Below are 19,743 nucleotides of genomic sequence, written 5' to 3' on the forward strand. Positions count from 1 at the left end.
TCCCGTGAACCTGTCAGACAGCCAGACAGGTGGTCTCGTCCCCCGGCGCGTCAGCGCCATGGAAGCGGTGCTCGACCACCTCCGCGGTGCCATCGAGAGCGGCCGGTACGCCATCGGCGACAAGCTCCCCTCCGAAGCCGAGCTGTGCCGCGCCCTCGAGGTGTCCCGGCCGGTGCTCCGCGAGGCGCTGCGCGCGCTGCAGACCATGGGGCTCACGGTCTCCCGCACCGGCAAGGGCACCTTCGTGGTGGCGAACACCGTCGAGGACCCCACCTTCGGCGACTACGCGGCCAGCGACCTGCTGGAGGTGCGCCGCCACATCGAGATCCCCGTCGCCGGCTACGCGGCCCTGCGCCGCACCCCGGAGAACCTCGACCACCTGGCCCACCTGCTCGACCGCATGGAGCGGGAGACGGACACCACCGCCTGGGTCGCCATGGACACCCTCTTCCACCTCGCCGTGGCCGAGGCCGCCCAGAACCCGGTCTTCCGCCGGGTCATCGAGGAGATCCGTGACGCACTGGCGCGTCAGTCGGCCTTCCTCAACGAGCTGGGCGGGCGCCGTGAGCAGTCCAACCGGGAGCACCGGGCGATCGTCGAGGCGCTGGTCGACGGCAGCGAGCACGACGCGGTGGCGGCCATGAGCCACCATCTGGACCGCGTCGAGACGACCCTCACCGACATCGTGCGTCCCCAGCGGGCGGACGACCCCCCGACGGAAGGCGGAGCCGAGGCGTGAGCGAACAGCACCTGGAAGACGACAGGCGCCCCTCGTCCGGTCATGTCGACGCCGGAGACGCCGGTTACAGCAAGGGCCTCAAGCACCGGCACGTCAACATGATCGCCATCGGCGGCGCCATCGGCACCGGCCTCTTCCTCGGCGCGGGCGGCCGGCTCGCCGACGCCGGGCCCTCCCTCTTCCTCGCGTACGCCGTCTGCGGCGTCTTCGCCTTCCTGGTCGTGCGCGCCCTCGGCGAACTCGTGCTCTACCGCCCGTCCTCCGGTGCCTTCGTGTCGTACGCCCGGGAGTTCCTGGGCGAGAAGGGCGCCTACACCGCGGGCTGGATGTACTTCCTCAACTGGGCGACGACCGGTATCGCCGACATCACGGCCGTCGCCACCTACACCCACTACTGGGGCATGTTCTCCGACATCCCGCAATGGTTGATCGCATTGATCGCCCTCGCGGTCGTGTTGACCGTCAACCTCATATCGGTCAAGATCTTCGGCGAACTGGAGTTCTGGTTCGCGATCGTCAAGGTCGGCGCGCTCGTCGTGTTCATGTGCATCGGCATCTACGTGCTGATCACCCAGCACCCCGTGGACGGCCACCACCCCGGCCCCGCCCTGATCACGGACAACGGCGGTGTCTTCCCCCACGGCCTGCTGCCCATGCTGCTGATCATCCAGGGCGTCGTCTTCGCCTACGCCTCCGTCGAACTGGTCGGCGTCGCCGCCGGCGAGACCGAGAGCCCCGAGAAGATCATGCCGAAGGCGATCAACTCGATCATGTGGCGGGTGGGCCTGTTCTACGTCGGCTCGGTCGTCCTGCTGTCGATGCTGCTCCCGTGGGACAAGTACTCCGCCGGCGAGAGCCCCTTCGTCACGGTCCTGTCGAACATCGGCGTCCCGGCGGCCGGCGGCGTGATGAACCTGGTCGTCCTCACCGCGGCCCTGTCGTCGCTGAACTCCGGCCTGTACTCCACCGGCCGCATCCTGCGCTCCATGGCGATGAGCGGCTCCGCCCCGGCGTTCACCGCCCGCATGAGCCGCACCCAGGTCCCGTACGGCGGCATCCTGCTCACCAGCGGCATGTGCGTGCTCGGCGTCGGCCTGAACTACGTGGTCCCCGCCGACGCGTTCGAGATCGTGCTCAACTTCGCGGCGATCGCCATCCTCGCCACCTGGGCCATGATCATGGTCTGCCACCTGCTCTTCTGGCGGAAGACCCGGGCGGGCGACCTGACCCGGCCGGCCTACCGGCTGCCGGGCTCCCCCTGGACCGAACTCGTGACGCTGGCGTTCCTCGCCTCCGTCGTGGTCCTCATGTACGCCGACGGCGGCGCCGGACGCACCACCGTGCTCTGTCTGCCGCTGATCGTCGCGGCGCTGGTCGCGGGCTGGTACGCCGTCCGCCCCCGCGTCACCCGCACCTCCACCGGCGCCGGCGCGTGACCCGCGTTCCGGCCGACCCCGACCCCATGATGCAGGCAGAGATGTACAGCACTTCCCCCGCCGACGCACCCCTCGTCCGCGAACCCCTCCACGTCCCCGTCGCCCACCTCGTGCGCGGCGGGATCGTCGAGGGTGTCCACTACGGCTCCGTCGTCGTCCTCGGCCCCGACGGCCGGGTCCGGTTCCGGCTCGGCGACGCCGAGGCGGCCTTCTACCCGCGCTCGGCCCTCAAGCCCCTCCAGGCCGTGGCCATGCTGCGGGCCGGGCTGCCGCTCGACGGCGAACTGCTGTCCCTGGCCGCCGCCAGCCACTCCGGAGAGGAGCGGCACCTCGCCGGCACCCGGCGCCTCCTCGGACTCGCCGGCCTCGCCGAGGACGACCTGCGCAACGTGCCCGACATGCCGTTCGACCCGGTCGTCCGGGACGCCTGGGTGCGGGAGGGCCGCATGCCCTCGCGGCTCGCCCAGAACTGCTCCGGCAAGCACGCCGCCATGCTGTGGACGGCCAAGCTCAACGGCTGGTCCCTGGACGACTACGTGGACCCGGCACACCCGCTCCAGCGGAAGATCGCCGCCACCGTCGAGGAGCTGACCGGCCAGCGGATCGCCCGGGTCACCGTGGACGGATGCGGCGCCCCGCTGTTCGCCGTCTCCCTGCACGGCCTCGCGCACGCCCTCGCCCGGATCACCTCCGCCGCCCCCGGCACCCCCGAGGCCAGGGTCGCCGACGCCATGCGCGAGCACGCCGAGATGGCCTCCGGCTCGGGCCGGGACGTCGCCGCGCTCATGCGAGCCGTACCCGGACTGCTCGCCAAGGACGGCTTCGAGGGCGTCCAGGTGGCGGCGCTGCCCGACGGCACGGCCGTCGCCGTGAAGATCGCCGACGGGGCGAACCGGGCGCGGATCCCGGTCGCCGCGGCCGCGCTCGCGCGCGCGGGCGTCGATGCCGGGCTGCTGACCGAGTTCGCCGGGGAGCCGCTGCTCGGCGGCGGGAAGCCGGTGGGGAGCGTGCGGCCGGTGCGGGCGCTGGACCCGGTTTTGGCCACCGTGTAGCGCTCCGGCACGCCCCGCGGCCCCCTCGCGGGGGCGTCCTCACCTCCGTACCCCAGAAAGAGACCCGTACCCTCATGACCGCCGCCACCCGCAGCGAGCACGACCTGCTCGGCGACCGCGACGTACCCGCCGACGCGTACTGGGGCATCCACACCCTGCGCGCGACGGAGAACTTCCCCATCACCGGCACCCCGATCTCCGCCTACCCGCACCTGATCGACGCCCTGGCCGCCGTCAAGGAGGCCGCCGCCCTCGCCAACGAGGAACTCGGCCTGCTGGCGCCCGCGAAGGCCGCCGCGATCACCGCCGCCTGCCGCGAGATCCGTGCCGGGAAGCTGCACGACCAGTTCGTGGTGGACGTCGTCCAGGGCGGTGCCGGCACCTCCACCAACATGAACGCCAACGAGGTCGTGGCGAACCGCGCGCTGGAGCTGATGGGCCACGCCAAGGGGCAGTACACGCATCTGCATCCCAACGAGGACGTCAACCTGAGCCAGTCGACCAACGACGTCTACCCGACGGCCGTCAAGACGGCGACGGTCTTCGCGGTACATGGACTGCTCAAGGCGATGTCCGTACTGCAGGACGCCTTCGCCCGGAAGGCCGTCGAGTTCCGCGACGTGCTCAAGACAGGCCGTACACAGTTGCAGGACGCGGTCCCCATGACGCTCGGTCAGGAGTTCTCCGCGTTCGCCGTCATGATCGAGGAGGACCGCAGCCGTCTCGCCGAGGCCGTCGAGCTGATCCACGAGATCAACCTGGGTGCCACGGCCATCGGCACCGGCCTCAACGCCCCCGCCGGCTACGCCGAGGCCGCCCGCCGTCACCTGTCCGCCATCACCGGCCTCCCGCTGGTCACGGCCGCCAACCTGGTCGAGGCCACCCAGGACTGCGGCGCCTTCGTCCAGATGTCCGGCGTCCTGAAGCGGATCGCGGTCAAGCTCTCCAAGAGCTGCAACGACCTGCGCCTGCTGTCCTCCGGCCCGCGCGCGGGCCTCGGCGAGATCAACCTGCCGCCGGTGCAGGCCGGTTCCTCGATCATGCCGGGCAAGGTCAACCCGGTCATCCCCGAGGTGGTCAACCAGGTCGCGTTCGAGGTGATCGGCAACGACGTCGCCATCACCATGGCCGCCGAGGCCGGGCAGCTCCAGCTCAACGCCTTCGAGCCGATCATCCTGCACTCCCTGTCGGAGTCCATCACCCACCTGCGCAACGCCTGCCTCACCCTGGCCGAGCGCTGTGTCCAGGGCATCACCGCCAACACCGAGCGGCTGCGCGCGACCGTCGAGAACTCCATCGGCCTGGTCACCGCGCTCAACCCGCACATCGGCTACACGGCCGCCACCGACATCGCCAAGGAGGCCCTCGCCACCGGCCGCGGCGTGGCCGAACTGGTGCTGGAGAAGGGCCTGCTGCCGGCCGGCCGACTGGCCGAGCTGCTGCGCCCGGAGGTCGTCGCGGGCAGCGGAGCACCGGCGGCCTGACCTGCGACAAGGCCACCACGACGAGGCCCGTGGACCGGCCGGGAGGCACAATGGTGATCATGACAACGACGTCGTCCGCCACCTTTCTGCCGGTCCTGGAGCGCATCGCCGAGGAGATCAGCCACACGCCCGGGCGCGGCCGCCCCGCCGACTACATCCCGGCCCTCGCGGCCTGCGACCCGCGCAGCTTCGGCATGGCCGTCGCCGAGCCGGACGGCACGGTGTACGGGGTGGGGGACTGGCGGCAGCCGTTCTCCGCGCAGTCGATCACCAAGGTGTTCACGCTCGCCCTGGACCTCGCCCGGGAGGGCGACGCGCTCTGGGAGCACGTGGGCCGCGAACCCTCCGGCAACCCGTTCAACTCCCTGGTCCAGCTGGAGTACGAGAACGGCATCCCGCGCAATCCGTTCATCAACGCGGGCGCCCTCGTCGTCACCGACCGCCTGCAGACCCGTACCGGCGACGCCGCCGGCGAACTGCTCGCCTTCCTGCGCGCCGAGAGCGGAAACCCCGCGCTCGGCTTCGACACCGAGGTCGCCGCCTCCGAGACCGCGCACGGCGACCGCAACGCCGCCCTCGCCCACTTCATGGCGTCCTACGGCAACATCGACAACGACGTGCCGGTCCTGCTCGACCAGTACTTCCGGCAGTGCTCCATCGCCGCCTCCTGCGCCGACCTGGCGCTGGCCACCGGCTTCCTCGCCCGGCACGGCATCCGCGCCGACGGCAGCCGGCTGCTCAGCCGCAGCCAGGCCAAGCAGGTCAACGCGATCATGCTGACCTGCGGCACCTACGACGCGGCGGGCGACTTCGCCTACCGGGTGGGCCTGCCCGGCAAGAGCGGCGTCGGCGGCGGGATCATCGCCGTCGTACCGGGCCGGTGCACGCTGTGCGTGTGGAGCCCGGGCCTGGACGAACGCGGCAACTCCGTCGCCGGGGTCGCGGCCCTGGACCGCTTCACCACACTCACGGGCCTGTCGGTGTTCTGAACCGGAAGCCCGCGCCGGACCGGCCGCCCGCTGTGGGCGTCGGCGGTCCTGCTCACCCTGTGCGTGTGGGCCGGGCGGTCACGGCCGGGAACTGGCCGGCGGCGTTCGCGCTCACCAGTACGACGGCCTGTCTGGTCGGCCCGGTCACGTGGGTGCACCACCTGGTGTGGCTGCTGCCGTCCTTCGCGGTGCTGGTGCGCGCCGGGCACCCGCGGATCGCGGGCGCCCTGTACGCGGTGCTGTGCACCGGCGTGGTGTGGCTGTGGGCCGGAGACCCCGGCGGCCCCGGCGGATTCCTCGGCGCCAGCGCCTACGTCTGGATCTCGCTCGGCCTGCTGCTCGGCCTGCCGACGGGTCAGCCCCGGGCCGCCCGGCCGCCCTTGGCCCTGAACGCCAGCGCCGCGGCTCCCGCGCCGAGCCCGGAGAGCCCCGCGACGACGGCGGCGGAGGACCAGCCCGAGTCGTCGTCCGAGGCCGGCGGGCCGGCCGCCGCGGCCGGCGCGACCGACGGCTCGGCGCGGGAGGGCGGGCGCAGTCCGTCCAGCGATCCCACCGGGTCCACCTGCCCGGCCGCCGCGAAGCCCCAGTCGAGCAGCGCGCGGGCCTCCTCGTACACGGCCAGCCCGCCGTCGGCCTGGGGGTTCAGCACGCTGACCACGAGGGTGCGCCCGTTCCGGCGGGCCGCGGCGACCAGGGTGTTGCCCGCGTCGCTGGTGTAGCCGTTCTTGATCCCGATGAGCCCCGGATACGGCGTCACGCCGTCCTCGCCGGTCAGCAGCCGGTTGGTGTTCTCGATGGGGTACGACGAGCCGTCACCGGGAAAGCCGGCCTCGGCGGTGGCGCAGTACCGGGCGAAGTCGGGGTTGCGCAGGCCCGCGCGGCCGAACACCGCCAGGTCGAAGGCGGAGGAGACCTGGCCGGGGGCGTCGTAGCCGTCCGGGGAGACCACATGGGTGTCCAGCGCGCCGAGCGTGCGGGCCTTGTCCTGCATGCGGGCGGCCGTGGCCTCCCAGCCGCCGCCGAGCCGGGCGAGGACGTGCACGGCGTCGTTGCCGGAGCTGAGGAACACCCCGCGCCACAGGTCGGCCACCTGGTAGGTGTGCCCCTCCTCGACACCGACCAGGCTGCTGCCCTCGCCGATGTCGGCCAGTTCGCCGTAGCGCACGGTGTGCTGGAGTCCGCCGGGCAGCACCGGCAGCACGGTGAGGGCGAACAGGGTCTTCAGGGTGCTCGCGGGCGGCAGTTCGCGGTGCGCGTCGTGGGCGGCCAGCACCTCCCCGCCGCTCGCGTCGGCGACGAGCCAGGAGAGCGCCGAGAGGTCGGGCACCTCCGGTGCGCCCCGGTGCGGCCGGACCTGGGTGCCGGACCGGTACAGCAGGGAGGGCCCGGGCATCGCCGCCGGGGGGCGGGGCGGCGCGGGCTCCCCGGCCGGGGGTCCGGCGGCGGCAGCGGCCGGCGTGAGCACCAGCAGGCCCGCCACACAGAGGGAGCAGGCCGACACTGCCGCACGATACGAGAATCCGGTGACCATATGCTCAACCTACGAACAGGGTGGGGGTCCCTCACCCTGTCGGGGCCGTTCGGGGTGCCGGGCAACCCGGATGCCGCACCGGGCCGTGCCGGGGGCGGCTGTCAGCCGGCCGGGAGGGTGGGCCGGACCTGCCGCAGGAACGTGGCGTTGTCGGGGGTGGCGCGCAGCCGTTCGAGCAGGGTCTCCATGGCGGACGGACCGCCCTCGCGGGAGCGCAGGGCCCGGCGCAGTCCGCGGGTGGCCGCCAACTCGGCCGGGGTGAGCAGGAGTTCCTCGCGCCGGGTGCCGCTGGCGTCGAGGTCCACGGCGGGGAAGACCCGCCGGGCGGCCAGTTCCCGGTCCAGGCGCAGCTCCATGTTGCCGGTGCTCTTCAGTTCCTCGAAGAAGTAGCCGTCGGCGCGGGAGCCGGTGTCCACCAGTGCCGTGGCGAGGATGGTGAGGGAGCCGCCCTCCTCGGCCTGGCGCGCGGCGCCGAAGAACCGCTTGGGGCCGATCAGCGCGCCCGCGTCGACACCGCCGCTGAGGGTGCGGCCGCCGGCGGCGGAGGCGTTGTTGTACGCCCGGCACAGCCGGGTCAGCGAGTCCAGCAGGACGACGACGTCCTCACCGGCCTCGACCAGCCGCTTGGCCCGCTCCACGACCAGTTCGGCGAGGGCGATGTGGTCCTTCGGCGAGCGGTCGAAGGTGGAGGCGTACACCTCCCCGCGCACCGAGCGGCGCATCTCGGTGACCTCCTCGGGCCGTTCGTCGAGCAGCAGGACCATCAGCCGGCACTCGGGGTGGTTGCCGGCCACGGCGGCGGCGAGCTGCCGGAGCAGCACGGTCTTGCCGCTCTTGGGCGGGGCCACGACGAGGCCGCGCTGGCCCTTGCCGACCGGCGCGAGCAGATCGGCGACCCGCCCGGTCAGACCGGCGCCGGGGTGTTCCAGGCGCAGCCGCCGGTGCGGGTGGAGCGGGGTGAGGTCGCGGAAGTGGCGACGGGCGCGGGGTTCCCCGGGAGCGCGTCCGTTGACGCGCGCGATCTCGGTCAGGGCCCGCTGGGCGCCCCGGACGCCCTCGATCAGGTCGCCCGCGCGCAGTCCGTGGCGGCGCACGAGAGCCGCCGTGACCTGCGGATCGGCGGGGGAGGGCAGCAGGCTCGCGGCCCTCAGGTGCCCCTTCCCGTGCGCGTCGATGTCCAGGACGCCGGTGACGAGCGGGGCGGCCGGTGCCCGCGGGGTCTCGGGGCGGGGGGCGAGTGCGGTGGTCATGCGGATGTCCTTTCGCGGACGGAACAGGAAGGAGAAGCGGGGGTGGGGCCGCGAGCGGGAGGCGTCTGCGACTGCCTCCGGGCGGCGGGAGGAACGAACGCCTCGGGTGCGGCGGAGAAAGCCCGTCACGAGGCGGTACCGGGAAGCTGACGCGCCGGGGACCGGGAGATCCGGGACGGCGGCGAACCGATCAGCTGAGAGAGACTGGCACCGGCGCCCACCTTGGGCGTACACGAGTGCTGCCAGTACGCTACCACTGCTTGGGGTGCGGTGTCCGTGATCTTGTCAACAAACGACCGGAACGCGGCATTCCCGTGAGACCGGACGCCCTCTCCGGACCGGCCGGCCCTGGCACACGCAACGGCAGGGCGCCGCAGGAGAGTTGGGGAAGTCCGGTGCGGGCGCCCGCCTGATCACGGCGGGGGCGCGTCATCGCGGCCGGTCGCTCGTGGGAGTGGTCCTCCGGCGTGGAGCGGACCGCCGCACCCGGCGGTGCGGCACAGTGGCCGCGTGCCTCGCCGACTTCTTCCGCTGGTGGTGGCGGCGCTGGTGAGCGTCGCCGGCTGCACCACCGTCACCCCTGGTCCCGACCCCGTTCCCGCCGGCTCCCGGCGCGTCCTCCCGCCGGACGCCCCGGCCGCGCCGTCGGTCCTGCGGGCCCCGGCCGGCGAGCCGGCCGACCGGGCCGCGCTCGTACGCACCGGCAAAGGACACCCGGACCGTCCCGGCCCGGCGGAGCCGGCCCGCGGCGCCGCGGGCCGCGGCGGACCGACGTCCGCCGCCCCGCCCCGGGCCACCGCCGCCGCCCCGCCGGCCCGCCGTCCGCGCGCGGAGCACCGGCCGTCCGGACGGCACCCGGCCCCCCGTCCCCGTACGGTCTCCCGGCCGCCCGTCGCCGTGATGCGCGACCTGTGCCGCCGGGCGGACGGCGTGGCCGCCCCCGGGATCGTCCGCCTCTGCCGCGAGACCTACGGCTGACGCCCGGGGTGGCGGTCCGCGGCGCCGTCGTAGGCTGCCGCCATGTTCGGTCCCGAAGGTCCCACGCTCCGTGAACTCGCCGTGCAGGCGCTGTCGTCCGTCGAGCGCGGATACGACCTGCTCGCGCCGAAGTTCGACCACACCCCCTTCCGCACCCCCGACGACGTGCTGGACGCCGTGGCCGAGGCGCTCGCGCCGCTCGGGCCGTTCACGGACGGGCTCGACCTGTGCTGCGGTACCGGCGTCGGCCTCCGCCCGCTGGCCCGGCTGTGCCGGCGGAGCGTCACCGGGGTCGACTTCAGCGCCGGCATGCTCGACGTCGCCCGGCACCGGGTGCGGCCCGCCGGGCCGCCCCGCGTCGCCTGGGTGCGCGGTGACGCCCGGGCCCTGCCGTTCACCGCCGCCTTCGATCTCGTCGTCTCCTTCGGGGCGTTCGGCCACTTCCTGCCGGCACAACTGCCGGGGCTCTTCGCCGGGGTCTGCTCGGCGCTCAGGCCCGGCGGCCTCTTCGCCTTCCCGGTGTTCGCCCCGCCCCGCCCCACGCAGCCCGGCTACTGGCTGCTGGAGGGCTTCGACACGGTGATGCGGGTGCGCAACGCGCTGTGGCGGCCACCGTTCGTCATGTACTACCGGGCACTGCGACTCGGCGCCGTCCGCGGGGAATTGGAGCGGGCGGGGTTCGCGGTCGGGACACGCGTCCTGCCCGGGTTCGGCCGGCGGGCCGACGGCAGCCCGCGCGGCCGGCTGGTGGTGGCCCGGACCCCCGACGCGCCGGACCCGGCGGTCACACCGCGGCGGGCAGGGTGAACTCGTAGACCAGCGCGTCCTGTTCGGCGTGCACCACGAGATCCGTGATCTCCAGCGGGCGCGCGTACTGGTCGTGCACGCGCCGGGTCACCCGGACCGAGGAGGCCTGTGAGACGTGGGTGATGCAGTCCCGGTGGTGCAGGCACAGCCCGGCCTTGCGCATCCAGTCGTAGGCCCGCCGCAACTGCGCGGGCGTGGCGCCGTCGGCCCGTTCCCGGTACCGGGCCAGCTCCGCCACCTCGGCCAGGGCCACCGCCGAGAACGAGGTCACCGCCGTGCGCAGCGACCGGCCGTCCGGCGCGACCGAGCGGTAGCGGTGCACCAGTGTCGGCCGGTGCGGAGTCAGGCCCAGTTCCCGCGCGTGCTCCGGCGGCGGCGCCTCCCAGGTCACCGTCGCCTGGTCGACCGCGCACGGATCCGCCGTCCGGGAGCCCACCGGGAAGGCGAGCGAGTCCGGCGACTCCACCGGCCGGCCGGGCAGCATGGCGTGGCTGCCGCGCCGGTCGGTGGCGACCACACCGCCGCGGCGCAGCACCTCCAGCGCCTGGCGGACGGTCTCCCGGCTGACCCCGAAGTGCGCGGCCAGGTGCCGCTCGCCCGGCAGCCGTTCGCCCGGCGGGATGGTGCCGTCGCGCAGCTCGCCGAGCAGCAGTGCCGCTATGCGTCCGTACAGGGGCCGGCCGTCGTCGGGCGGGGGATCGTGCGGGGTGGTGCGGGCCATGCCGCGCCCTCCTGTCGGTGACAAGACGTAGTCGTACGGGTTCGGTGCGCGACCACAATTAGCATTGGTCTAAACCACGAGGGAAGGGTGGTCGTGGGTTTCGACCGAAATCCGCCCGCGTGTCACGGCGGTCACCGGGGCGCCGTGACACGCGCTCACAGGGCCCGGTAAAGGGCGTCGACCAGCGCCGTCTTCCGTGGATCATCGGCGAAGCGGGACCCCATGCGGTTCATGACATAGCCCAGCGACACCCCGGCCTCCGGGTCGGCGAGCCCGCAGGAACCGCCGAAGCCGTCATGGCCGAAAGCGCGCGGGTTAGGTCCGTACAGCCCTCGGGGTCCGCTCAGCCACAGGCCGAGCCCGATCTCGGTGTCCTCCTCGAAGGCCGCGCCCAGCACCAGGTCGCGGCCGGGGCCCTCGCTCTCGCGCACCCGCTCCGCGGCCCCCGCCGACAGGAACCGCCGGCCGCCGACCGTGCCGCGCCCGGCGAGGACGCCGTACAGAGCCGCCACCGCCCGCGCGGTGCCGTGCCCGTTGGCCGCCGGGATCTCCGCCGCCCGCCAGCCGGCGCTGTTCGCCTGTGCGGGACCGGCGGCCGGGTTGGTCAGCGCGGCCCGCGCGACCGGCGTCAGCCTGCCGAAGAACGCGACCTGTTCGGCGCTCGGCCGCGCCGACGCGGGCACCAGTTCGGCCGCCCGGCCGGCCTCCCGCGCCGGCAGCCCCACCGTGAAGCCGCCCCCGAGCGGCCCGGTCAGCTCCCGCTCCAGGAAGGCCCCCAAGCGCAGGCCCGAGACCCGCCGTACCACCTCCCCGACCAGGAAGCCGTACGTCAGCACGTGGTACCCGGCCCGGGTGCCCGGCTCCCACCACGGTGCCATGGCGGCGAGCCGGCCGGTGGTCAGCTCCCAGTCGTACAGCTGCTCCAGGGTGTGCGGCTTGCGCAGCCCGGGCAGCCCGGCGCGGTGCGACAGCAGATGCCGTACGAGCACCTTCTCCTTGCCCTCGGCGGCGAATTCCGGCCAGTAGACGGCCACCGGCGCGTCCAGGTCGAGCAGCCCCCGGTCGGCCAGGAGGTGGGCGCACAGGGCCACCACGCCCTTGGTGGTCGACCACACGTTCACCACGGTGTCCCGCTCCCAGGGCCGGGTCCGGGCCGGGTCGGCCCAGCCGCCCCACAGGTCCACCACCGTCTCCCCGCCGACGGTGACCGCCACCGCCGCACCCAGTTCCCCGCGTTCGCGGAAGTTGTCCTCGAAGGCCTGCCGCACCCCCGCGAACCGCGGATCGCAGTGCCCGTGGACCGCCGCGGCCGCCCGCGGTGTCTGCCGTGTCTCCTGTGTGGACATGGGGCCTCCGTCGTCACCGGGAACCCGGGTCCGCGCCGACCGCGGCCCGGGGCGTTCCAGAACGTACGGACTGCCCGGTCCGGAGGGAAGGGCGGGCCCCGGCCCGGCGCCGGGGTTCAGGCGTACGAGCGCAGCCAGCGCACCTTCGCCGCCTCGTGGAAGGGGCCGCCGCCCTCGTGGTCGTTGAAGTCGTACACCTCGATGGTCTTGTCCTCGTGGCCCCAGGCGTTGAACGCCGCGAACACGGTCGACGGCGGGCACGTCTGGTCTTCCAGGGCCGCCGAGAACAGGGCGGGCGCCCGTCCCCGGGCCGCGAAGTGCACCCCGTCGAAGTAGGACAGCGTGCGCCGCACCTCGGCGGTGCGCCCGCGGTGCGTCTTGAGGAAGAGGCCGATCTCCCGGTACGGATGACGGTCCGTCAGGGTCACCGCGCGCGGGAAGTCGCACAGGAACGGCACGTCCGGGGCGACCGCGGCCAGGTCGGGGGCCAGGGCGCCGACCGCGATCGTGAGGCCGCCGCCCTGGCTGGCGCCGAGGACCACGGTCCGCGCCGCGTCGGTCAGCGGGTGCGAGCGGGCCGCCTCCACCGCGCGCACCGCGTCCGTGATCACCCGGCGGTAGTAGTAGTTCTCGGGGGCCTCGATGCCCCGCGTCATGTACCCGGGGTAGGCCGGGGCCGCGCCGACCGGATCCGGGGTGGCGCCCCCGCCGCCCCAGGCGCTGCCCTGCCCGCGGGTGTCCATCAGGAAGTGCGCGCGGCCCGTCGACGCCCACAGCAGGCTCTCGTGCGGCAGGCCACGCCCGCCGCCGTAGCCGAGGAACTCCACCACCAGGGGCAGCGGTCCGGTGGACCCGGCGGGCAGCCGCAGCCAGCCCTTGACGGGATGGCCGCCGAACCCGGCGAACGTCACGTCGTAGACCTCGACCGTGGCCAGACCGGTCTCCACCGGCTCGAACCGGGCGTCCAGGTCGTGTTCACGGGCCTGCCGGAGCGTCTTGTCCCAGAAGGCGTCGAAGTCCTCCGGTTCGGCGGACTCGCTGCGGTACGCGCGGAGTTCGTCCAGGGGCAGATCGAACAGGGCCATCAACAACCGCCTTTGCGAAGGGAGACTGTGCGGTCTCACCGTACGTGGGTGGTCGGATCACTCGCCAGGGACATAACGGGTCCCGCCATCCCACCGGAGATTCAACGCCCCAGGTCCGCGCTTGAGCAAGCGTTTGCTCCCGGGAGGCACGCACAGCGACGGCGGGTGCCCAGTGATCGGGTCACCCGCCGGTCATGTCCGCGGCTGGGTCCACCGCGGCCCGGTCCGTTCCCACTCCCGCTCCCACTCGGCGAGCCGGTGCCGCAGGGCGATCCCACGCCCGATCGCCCGGCCGAGGAGCACCACCGTCGCCGTGCCGCCCGCCGTACACAGGCCGACGGTCACCGCGTGCTGCCACACCGCCATGCCGTCCGGCGGCGCCGCCACATTGCGGCCCCGGGAGTCGAGCCACACCGAGACCGGCTCCCCGGGGCGGGCCCCGGCGGGCACCCGGACCCACTCCGTCCGCACACCCCGGCCCGGCTCGGTCCACCTGACCTGGGCGCGGTAGGGCTGCCGGCGCTCGCCCTGGGCCGCGGACGGCCGCTCGGCCGGGTCGCTCACCACGACGGCGCGCACCTCGTGGCGCTCGGCCCGCTGCGCCGCGGCCAGTACCCGGGCCTGGTCATGGGCGCGCAGCCCGGTGAACACCCCCACCAGGGGGGCGGCCACGCACAGCAGGACGGCGACCGCCAGCACCGTCCACGCCTCCACGACGTCCGACCGGCGCCGCAGCGGATTGCGCCGCCAGCGCCAGCCACGCACCCGGGTACGCATGTCCACCTCCTCGCCACCGCCGGAGCCGGTGGACGGGCGGAGCCTGACCGCCGTCCCGCCGCCTCCGCCGCTCACGCGCGTGAACGTCCACACCCGTCTCGTACCCCGTTCGGCGCACCTCGCGCATGCCGCGAACCGCGAGTTCCGGCCCAAATGGCGCACGGCGGACACCACGCGCCCCACGATCGCGCGCCGGGCGCCGTCGCGCGACCCGGGCGCCGGGGCAGGGCACCGGGGCGGAGGCGGGGCGCACCGGGTACGGTCCGACGGGGTGGCGGCGGGCCCCCGCGGTCAGCCGAAGCGCTCGATGCGGATGCGTTCCACCGGCTGGCCCGCCGCGACCAGCAGCCGGGAAGCGTGCTCGGCGAAGGCATTGGAGCCACACACATAGGCTTCCCACCCACCGTTGGGCTGCTCGGCCAGGAGGGGCGCCACATGTGCGGCCGTCATACGCCCCACCGGCACACCGGGCGGCGCGCTGCGGGTGAACACGGGGGTCGTCTCCGCGCCCAGCTCGGCCGCGTAGATCAGGTCCTCGGGGCCGCGCGCCGACACGAGCATCCGCAGCGGGACGGTCAGGCCGCGCGCCCGGTGGTGCCGCACCATCGACATCAGCGGCACGACCCCGGAACCGGCCCCGAGCAGCAGCGCGGGCCGGTCGCCCGGCCAGGCGAAGAACCCGCTGAGCGGGCCGCGCACCTCCACCGTGTCGCCGGGGCGGGCCACCGTGTGGAACCAGCCGGAGACCTCGCCGTCCGGCACCCGGTCCAAGGTCAGCTCGATGTGCCCCGACGCGTCCGGCGCCGACGCGATCGAATAGTGGCGCTGTGCCACATAGCCGTCCGCCGCGGTCAGCCGCAGCATGAGGTGCTGGCCCGGCAGATGCCCCGCCCAGGCCGGCACCGCCAGCCGGAACGTGGCCGCGCGCGGCGTCTCGCGGCGGATCTCCGTCAGCGTGGCGGTCTGCCAGCGCGACGCCGTCGGTCCGCTCACGGCGATCCGCCCGGGCACCGCGAACCGCGTCGGGGCAGTCGTCGTCTCAGTCACCGGAGTACCGCTGCTCCTCCCACGGATTGCCGCGCGCGTGGTAGCCGTTGCGCTCCCAGAAGCCCGGCTCGTCGTGGTCGAGGAGGGTGATGCCCGCGACCCACTTGACGCTCTTCCAGAAGTACAGGTGCGGCACCACCAGCCGCGCCGGGCCGCCGTGCTCGGGCGCCAGCGGCGCCCCGCCGTACTCCCAGACGATCCAGGCCCGCCCGCCGGTGAGGTCGGCGAGCGGCAGGTTGGCGGTGTAACCGGTGTGGGAGTAGGCGAGAGCATGTGTGGCGGACCCATGTGGCCGCACCACACCGAGGAAGGCGTCCAGCGAGACGCCGCCGAATCGCACACCGAACTTCGACCAGCCGGTCACGCAGTGGATGTCGCCCTCGTACGCCGACGCCGGCAACGCGTGCGCCGCGTCCCAGTCCCAGGTGTGCGGGCGCTCGGCCAGGCCGTCGACGCGGAAGGACCAGTCGGCGGGCGAGAGGTCGGGAGTGACCTCGGCGGACAGGACGGGCCAGTCCTCGCGCGCGTCGTACTGCCCGGGCGGCAGCCCCGGGCTCTCCGCGCGCGGGCGGCCCGTGAAGCCTCGCGTGACGTTCATGGTTCAACCGTACGCTGTCGTTCCGGGTGCTCCGTGCCTGGCCGGCGCCCCCATCGTTGCGGCCGTATGAACACTGCCGGGAGGCGGGAATACCGCCCCGGCGCCACTCCTTGCCGATCGGTGCCGGCCCCGGTGGGCCGGCGGCACAGCGAGAGACCGCCGAGAGAAGCGAGGAAACGAGGATGCCCCAGGCCTATGTGACCAGGACCGCGACCGAGGGGGCCGCATGAGCGTCGTGAGCGGCCCGGGCGGCCCCGGCCGGAGCGCCGCCGGCGTCCCGCACGTCCTCGACAACCCGGCCCTCGCCTCCCTGACCGGGCCGCACGCGCGCTTCGCCGAGCGGCGCGGCCGGGTGCTGCGCTACCCCGTCGACGTCTCGCCGTGGCTGGCGCTGCCGGACGACCCCGACGAGCGGGACTGGGCGGACCTCGCCGCGCTGGCCGGCCCCGGCGCCGAGGTCCCGCTGCCCGGCTTCGGCGGCCGGGTCCCGGCGGGGTGGGAGATCACCTTCCGGGTCGAGGGCGTGCAGCTGGTGGACGACGGGCTGGCCGCCGCGCCGGATCCGGAGGCGGTGCGCCTCGGGCCGGCCGACGTGCCCGAGATGCTGGACCTGGTGGCGCGCACCCGGCCCGGGCCGTTCCTGCCGCGCACCGTGGAACTCGGCACCTACCTCGGCATCCGCCGCGGCGGCGCGCTGGTCGCCATGGCGGGGGAGCGGCTGCACCCGCCCGGCTGGACCGAGATCAGCGCGGTCTGCACCGACCCCGCCTTCCGCGGCCAGGGCCTGGCCACCCGCCTGGTCCTCGCGGTGGCGCACGGCATCCGGGAGCGCGGCGAGACACCGTTCCTGCACACCGGCGCCGGCAACACGGGCGCCATCCGGCTGTACGAGTCCCTCGGCTTCCGGTTGCGCCGCCGCACGACGTTCCTGGAGGCACGGGCGCCGCAGCGCCAGACAGACGACGACCGCGAGCCGGTGCCGGTTCCCTAGGCTCCGTGCACGGCCGGGACGCCCACGCGGCCGACGCCGCGCCGTCCCGGCCGGGGGGGCGCCGGACCGCCGAGGGGACGGCCCGGCGCCCGCCTCCCCGGTACGGCCCGGCGTTCCCCGGCGGGCGTCGGGGTGCCGGCCGGTGCCGGGCTGCTCCGCGCCCGGCGCCAGGGCGTGCCCCGCGCGGCGTCCGGGCCCCGCTCACTCCGCGTCGGCGCCGGCCGGCCCCGCGTTGTAGCGCTCCAGGTACGCCGCGAACCGCACCAGGTCCTCCTCCGGCCACTCGGCGAGGCGTTCCCGGAAGGCCGCCCGGCGGCTGCGGGTGACCTGGGCCAGGATCTCCCGGCCGGCCTCCGTCAGATGCAGCACCTGGACCCGGTGGTCCTCCGGGTCCAGCCGGCGCTCGATCAGCGCGGCCCGCTCCAGCGCCGCCACCTGCCGGCTCACCGTGGACTTGTCCAGCGCGTAGTGGGCCGCCAGGTCCGTCGCCCGGCAGCCGTCGCGTTCCTCCAGGTGCCCGAGCAGGGTGTACGACACCAGGGACAGCTCGGGGTGCATGCGGCCCGCCGAGGCGCGGGCCCGGCGGGCGAAGATGGTCATCTCGTGCTGGATCGTCTCGACGGCCGACTCCGCTGCGCTCACGGAAATACCTCCTCCAGGGTTCTAGTTGTATAGTACAACTTGAAGTGGAAGTTGTATAAGCCAACCTTTGGAGGGTCGCGCGCGATGAGGTCACCGGCACTGCGCCACGTGCTCACGCACCTGATCACCCCGCTGCTGATGTGCATAGGCATGGGGCTCGCCTACATGGGGGCGTTCGTCACCCCCGAACCGCACCACCTGCCGGTCGCCGTCGTCGGCACCACCCCACAGGCCAAGGTCTTCGCGCAGACGGTCGAGGACACCTCCGGGGAGAAGCTCGACGTGCGCACGGTCGCCACCCGCGCCGCCGCCGTCGGCCTGCTGAAGTCCCGCGACGTGACCGGCGCCTACGTGCCGAGTGCCAAGGCCCCCGAGCTGCTGGTGGCGAGCGCCGCCTCCGACATGGGCGCCACGGCCGTGGAGAAGGTCTTCACCCCGGTCGCCGCCCGGCAGGGCCTGCCGCTGAAGGTCACCGACGTGGCCCGGCCGGTCGCCGACGACCCCACCGGGCAGGGCCTGTTCTTCCTGCTGATCGCGGTCAGCATCGGCTCCTACGCCTCGGTCGCCGCACTCGGTGCCGCGGGCGCCGCCCTCGCCATGCGCGTCCGCGCCCTGCTCGCCCTCGGCGTCTCGGCGGTGGTCAGCGGCATCGGCGCGCTGCTCGCCGGGCCGGTGTTCCACCTCGCCCACCACGACCTCGCGGGCGTGTGGGGCTTGGCCTGGGTGTACTCGGCGGGCATCCTGCTCATCGGCGTCGGCCTGCACACGTTTCTCAAGCGGTGGACCACGCTGGCCATGATGGTGCTGTTCGTGATGCTGAACTTCACCAGCTCCGGCGGGCTGTTCCGGCCCGAGCTGCAGAACGGCTTCTTCGGCACCCTGCACGCCTTCTGGAACGGCGCCGGCTTCGTCGAGGGCGTCCGCGGCCTGCTGTACTTCGGGAACGACGGCCTCGCCAGGAACGTGTGGACCCTGGTGCTCTGGCTGCTGGCCGGCATCGCGGTGACCGCGCTCGCCGCCCTGTACGAGCGCTCCGTCCGGGCCCGCCGGGAAGCCGGCGGGCCCGGGACCGAGGGCGAGGCCGGTGCCGCGCACGCCGGGTCCGAGTCCGGCCGCACGGGCCTGCGGCACGCCAAGGACGAGGCCGGGCGGGAAGCCGGGCGGGAAGCCGAGGAAGAGACCGAGGAGTCGGTCGGCGTCTGACGAACTCCCCGTAGGCCGGGGGCCGTCGTGGGCTGTTGGGGTAAGGTGGCCGTCCGGCCGCGGAGACCCGCGGCCCCGAGGGCGAGGAGGTGAGACCCATTACCGCTGTGTCGGCTGGGGTGCTCTCTCCTCGTGACGGCGCGGTACACCGGTAGCGGTGACCGCGGGAGCGCCCCGAAGTCTCGCGCTCCCGAAAGGCTTTCGGCTTCCATGCCCGTCCCCACCCCGTTCGCCCCCTTCACCCCGTCCGCCGTCGCCGCCGCGCTGCGCGCCGCCGGCTGCGTCTTCGCCGAGGACGAGGCCGAGTTGATCCTCGCCACCGCCCGCACCCCGGAGGAGGCGGCCCGCATGGTGGACAGGCGCGCCACCGGGCTGCCGCTCGAACAGGTCCTCGGCTGGGCCGGGTTCCACGGATTGCGCATCGCCGTGGAGCCGGGGGTGTTCGTGCCCCGCCGCCGTACCGAGTTCCTGGCCGACCAGGCCCTGGCCGCCGCGCCGGACGCGACCGTCGTCGTGGACCTGTGCTGTGGTTCCGGCGCGCTCGGCGCCGCCCTCGCCCGGGCCCTGGACGGGGCGGAGGTGCACGCCGCCGACATCGACCCGGCCGCCGTGCGCTGCGCCCGCCGCAACCTCGCCCCCTTCGGCGGCCGGGCCCATCAGGGCGACCTCTACGACGCCCTGCCCGCCGGCCTGCGCGGCCGGGTGGACCTGCTGACGGCCAACGTGCCCTACGTCCCCACCTCCGAGGTGGCCCTGCTCCCCGCGGAGGCCCGCGACCACGAACCGCTGGCCGCCCTGGACGGCGGAACCGACGGACTCGACGTGCTGCGCCGGGTGGTCGCCGGGGCGTCCGCATGGCTGGCCCCCGACGGCTGCCTGCTGACCGAGACCAGCGAACGGCAGGCACCGGCCGCCGTACGGGTCCTCGCCGACGCGGGCCTGACCGCCCGTCTGGCGGTCGACGAGGACCGGTACGCGCACGTGGTCACCGGCACACGGGGTCCCGAGGCCGCCCGGGACGCCACGGGAATGCCCCGCGGGGCCTAGCCAGCGCGCCCCCGCCCGCG

General features: G+C 74.3%; 19 protein-coding genes. 10 read left to right on the forward strand and 9 right to left on the reverse strand.

All coding sequences use genetic code 11. From position 1 onward, the window contains the following. Positions 1 to 4 precede the first annotated feature (4 nt). The 5 genes from ACZ4W9_RS14035 to ACZ4W9_RS14055 all read left to right on the forward strand — a co-directional run bounded on the left by ACZ4W9_RS14035 (position 5) and on the right by ACZ4W9_RS14055 (position 5,700). Positions 5 to 739, forward strand: coding sequence for a FadR/GntR family transcriptional regulator (locus ACZ4W9_RS14035; RefSeq protein ID WP_467935465.1), 735 nt, complete (start codon positions 5 to 7; stop codon positions 737 to 739). Then, on the forward strand, positions 736 to 2,175 hold the full coding sequence (locus ACZ4W9_RS14040; RefSeq protein ID WP_467935466.1) for an amino acid permease: 1,440 nt from the start codon (positions 736 to 738) through the stop codon (positions 2,173 to 2,175). The genes ACZ4W9_RS14035 and ACZ4W9_RS14040 overlap by 4 nt, the downstream gene beginning before the upstream one ends. Positions 2,176 to 2,216: 41 nt before the next feature. Then, complete coding sequence (locus tag ACZ4W9_RS14045; RefSeq protein WP_467935468.1) at positions 2,217 to 3,227, forward strand: asparaginase; 1,011 nt, start codon at positions 2,217 to 2,219, stop codon at positions 3,225 to 3,227. Positions 3,228 to 3,301: 74 nt separating this feature from the next. Then, complete coding sequence (aspA, locus tag ACZ4W9_RS14050; RefSeq protein ID WP_467935469.1) at positions 3,302 to 4,711, forward strand: aspartate ammonia-lyase; 1,410 nt, start codon at positions 3,302 to 3,304, stop codon at positions 4,709 to 4,711. Between the two features lie 50 nt (positions 4,712 to 4,761). After that, on the forward strand, positions 4,762 to 5,700 hold the full coding sequence (locus ACZ4W9_RS14055; RefSeq protein WP_467935470.1) for a glutaminase: 939 nt from the start codon (positions 4,762 to 4,764) through the stop codon (positions 5,698 to 5,700). Between the two features lie 355 nt (positions 5,701 to 6,055). On the opposite strand, the gene ACZ4W9_RS14060 is transcribed toward ACZ4W9_RS14055, so the two are convergent. Continuing rightward, positions 6,056 to 7,231 (reverse strand): D-alanyl-D-alanine carboxypeptidase family protein, encoded by a 1,176-nt coding sequence (locus ACZ4W9_RS14060; protein WP_467935471.1) that lies wholly within the window; start codon positions 7,229 to 7,231, stop codon positions 6,056 to 6,058. Positions 7,232 to 7,332: 101 nt separating this feature from the next. Continuing rightward, positions 7,333 to 8,481 (reverse strand): transcription termination factor Rho, encoded by a 1,149-nt coding sequence (rho, locus tag ACZ4W9_RS14065; protein ID WP_467935472.1) that lies wholly within the window; start codon positions 8,479 to 8,481, stop codon positions 7,333 to 7,335. 510 nt (positions 8,482 to 8,991) lie between these two features. On the opposite strand from rho, the gene ACZ4W9_RS14070 reads away from it, so the two are divergent. Both ACZ4W9_RS14070 and ACZ4W9_RS14075 read left to right on the forward strand, forming a co-directional pair. Next, entirely contained in the window at positions 8,992 to 9,459 is a 468-nt protein-coding gene (locus ACZ4W9_RS14070) for a hypothetical protein (RefSeq protein WP_467935473.1), read from the forward strand. Positions 9,460 to 9,501: 42 nt separating this feature from the next. Continuing rightward, on the forward strand, positions 9,502 to 10,266 hold the full coding sequence (locus ACZ4W9_RS14075) for a class I SAM-dependent methyltransferase (protein WP_467935475.1): 765 nt from the start codon (positions 9,502 to 9,504) through the stop codon (positions 10,264 to 10,266). On the opposite strand, the gene ACZ4W9_RS14080 is transcribed toward ACZ4W9_RS14075, so the two are convergent. The 6 genes from ACZ4W9_RS14080 to ACZ4W9_RS14105 form a co-directional block, all read right to left on the reverse strand. Then, complete coding sequence (locus tag ACZ4W9_RS14080) at positions 10,244 to 10,987, reverse strand: GntR family transcriptional regulator (protein WP_467935476.1); 744 nt, start codon at positions 10,985 to 10,987, stop codon at positions 10,244 to 10,246. The two genes, ACZ4W9_RS14075 and ACZ4W9_RS14080, sit on opposite strands and share 23 nt — an antisense overlap. 155 nt (positions 10,988 to 11,142) lie before the next feature. Beyond that, positions 11,143 to 12,333 carry a serine hydrolase domain-containing protein gene (locus tag ACZ4W9_RS14085; RefSeq protein ID WP_467935477.1) on the reverse strand — a complete coding sequence of 397 codons (1,191 nt, stop codon included), beginning with the start codon at positions 12,331 to 12,333 and terminating at the stop codon, positions 11,143 to 11,145. 116 nt (positions 12,334 to 12,449) lie between these two features. Further along, complete coding sequence (locus tag ACZ4W9_RS14090; protein WP_467935479.1) at positions 12,450 to 13,418, reverse strand: acetylxylan esterase; 969 nt, start codon at positions 13,416 to 13,418, stop codon at positions 12,450 to 12,452. A 192-nt stretch (positions 13,419 to 13,610) separates the two neighbouring features. Next, complete coding sequence (locus tag ACZ4W9_RS14095) at positions 13,611 to 14,195, reverse strand: Rv1733c family protein (RefSeq protein ID WP_467935480.1); 585 nt, start codon at positions 14,193 to 14,195, stop codon at positions 13,611 to 13,613. Between the two features lie 291 nt (positions 14,196 to 14,486). Next, positions 14,487 to 15,242 carry a ferredoxin reductase gene (locus ACZ4W9_RS14100; RefSeq protein WP_467935481.1) on the reverse strand — a complete coding sequence of 252 codons (756 nt, stop codon included), beginning with the start codon at positions 15,240 to 15,242 and terminating at the stop codon, positions 14,487 to 14,489. Further along, positions 15,235 to 15,840 (reverse strand): sulfite oxidase-like oxidoreductase, encoded by a 606-nt coding sequence (locus ACZ4W9_RS14105; RefSeq protein WP_467935482.1) that lies wholly within the window; start codon positions 15,838 to 15,840, stop codon positions 15,235 to 15,237. The genes ACZ4W9_RS14100 and ACZ4W9_RS14105 overlap by 8 nt, the downstream gene beginning before the upstream one ends. 226 nt (positions 15,841 to 16,066) lie before the next feature. On the opposite strand from ACZ4W9_RS14105, the gene ACZ4W9_RS14110 reads away from it, so the two are divergent. After that, on the forward strand, positions 16,067 to 16,831 hold the full coding sequence (locus ACZ4W9_RS14110; RefSeq protein ID WP_467935483.1) for a GNAT family N-acetyltransferase: 765 nt from the start codon (positions 16,067 to 16,069) through the stop codon (positions 16,829 to 16,831). Between the two features lie 201 nt (positions 16,832 to 17,032). Here the strand turns inward: ACZ4W9_RS14110 and ACZ4W9_RS14115 are convergent, their stop codons facing one another. After that, a complete protein-coding gene (locus tag ACZ4W9_RS14115; protein ID WP_245172695.1) occupies positions 17,033 to 17,431 on the reverse strand; it encodes a MarR family winged helix-turn-helix transcriptional regulator in 399 nt (132 codons plus the stop codon). A 126-nt stretch (positions 17,432 to 17,557) separates the two neighbouring features. Here ACZ4W9_RS14115 and ACZ4W9_RS14120 point away from each other — a divergent pair, with 126 nt between their 5' ends. Together ACZ4W9_RS14120 and ACZ4W9_RS14125 are read left to right on the forward strand one after the other, a co-directional pair. After that, a complete protein-coding gene (locus ACZ4W9_RS14120; protein WP_467935485.1) occupies positions 17,558 to 18,676 on the forward strand; it encodes an ABC-2 transporter permease in 1,119 nt (372 codons plus the stop codon). Between the two features lie 210 nt (positions 18,677 to 18,886). After that, the gene (locus ACZ4W9_RS14125) at positions 18,887 to 19,723 is read left to right on the forward strand and encodes a putative protein N(5)-glutamine methyltransferase (RefSeq protein WP_467935486.1); all 837 of its coding nucleotides are present in this window, start codon (positions 18,887 to 18,889) and stop codon (positions 19,721 to 19,723) included. Positions 19,724 to 19,743: the final 20 nt, after the last annotated feature.

It is taken from the genome of Streptomyces sp. NPDC029296, assembly GCF_055569255.1.

Excerpts from the sequence above, each read along its gene's own strand:
- ACZ4W9_RS14045 (WP_467935468.1), top strand. The coding sequence starts at position 2,217 with ATGTACAGCACTTCCCCCGCCGACGCACCCCTCGTCCGCGAACCCCTC.
- aspA (WP_467935469.1), top strand. The coding sequence starts at position 3,302 with ATGACCGCCGCCACCCGCAGCGAGCACGACCTGCTCGGCGACCGCGAC.
- ACZ4W9_RS14055 (WP_467935470.1), top strand. The coding sequence starts at position 4,762 with ATGGTGATCATGACAACGACGTCGTCCGCCACCTTTCTGCCGGTCCTG.
- ACZ4W9_RS14060 (WP_467935471.1), bottom strand. The coding sequence starts at position 7,231 with ATGGTCACCGGATTCTCGTATCGTGCGGCAGTGTCGGCCTGCTCCCTC.
- rho (WP_467935472.1), bottom strand. The coding sequence starts at position 8,481 with ATGACCACCGCACTCGCCCCCCGCCCCGAGACCCCGCGGGCACCGGCC.
- ACZ4W9_RS14075 (WP_467935475.1), top strand. The coding sequence starts at position 9,502 with ATGTTCGGTCCCGAAGGTCCCACGCTCCGTGAACTCGCCGTGCAGGCG.
- ACZ4W9_RS14080 (WP_467935476.1), bottom strand. The coding sequence starts at position 10,987 with ATGGCCCGCACCACCCCGCACGATCCCCCGCCCGACGACGGCCGGCCC.
- ACZ4W9_RS14085 (WP_467935477.1), bottom strand. The coding sequence starts at position 12,333 with ATGTCCACACAGGAGACACGGCAGACACCGCGGGCGGCCGCGGCGGTC.
- ACZ4W9_RS14090 (WP_467935479.1), bottom strand. The coding sequence starts at position 13,418 with ATGGCCCTGTTCGATCTGCCCCTGGACGAACTCCGCGCGTACCGCAGC.
- ACZ4W9_RS14095 (WP_467935480.1), bottom strand. The coding sequence starts at position 14,195 with ATGCGTACCCGGGTGCGTGGCTGGCGCTGGCGGCGCAATCCGCTGCGG.
- ACZ4W9_RS14105 (WP_467935482.1), bottom strand. The coding sequence starts at position 15,840 with ATGAACGTCACGCGAGGCTTCACGGGCCGCCCGCGCGCGGAGAGCCCG.
- ACZ4W9_RS14110 (WP_467935483.1), top strand. The coding sequence starts at position 16,067 with ATGAGCGTCGTGAGCGGCCCGGGCGGCCCCGGCCGGAGCGCCGCCGGC.
- ACZ4W9_RS14115 (WP_245172695.1), bottom strand. The coding sequence starts at position 17,431 with ATGACCATCTTCGCCCGCCGGGCCCGCGCCTCGGCGGGCCGCATGCAC.
- ACZ4W9_RS14120 (WP_467935485.1), top strand. The coding sequence starts at position 17,558 with ATGAGGTCACCGGCACTGCGCCACGTGCTCACGCACCTGATCACCCCG.
- ACZ4W9_RS14125 (WP_467935486.1), top strand. The coding sequence starts at position 18,887 with ATGCCCGTCCCCACCCCGTTCGCCCCCTTCACCCCGTCCGCCGTCGCC.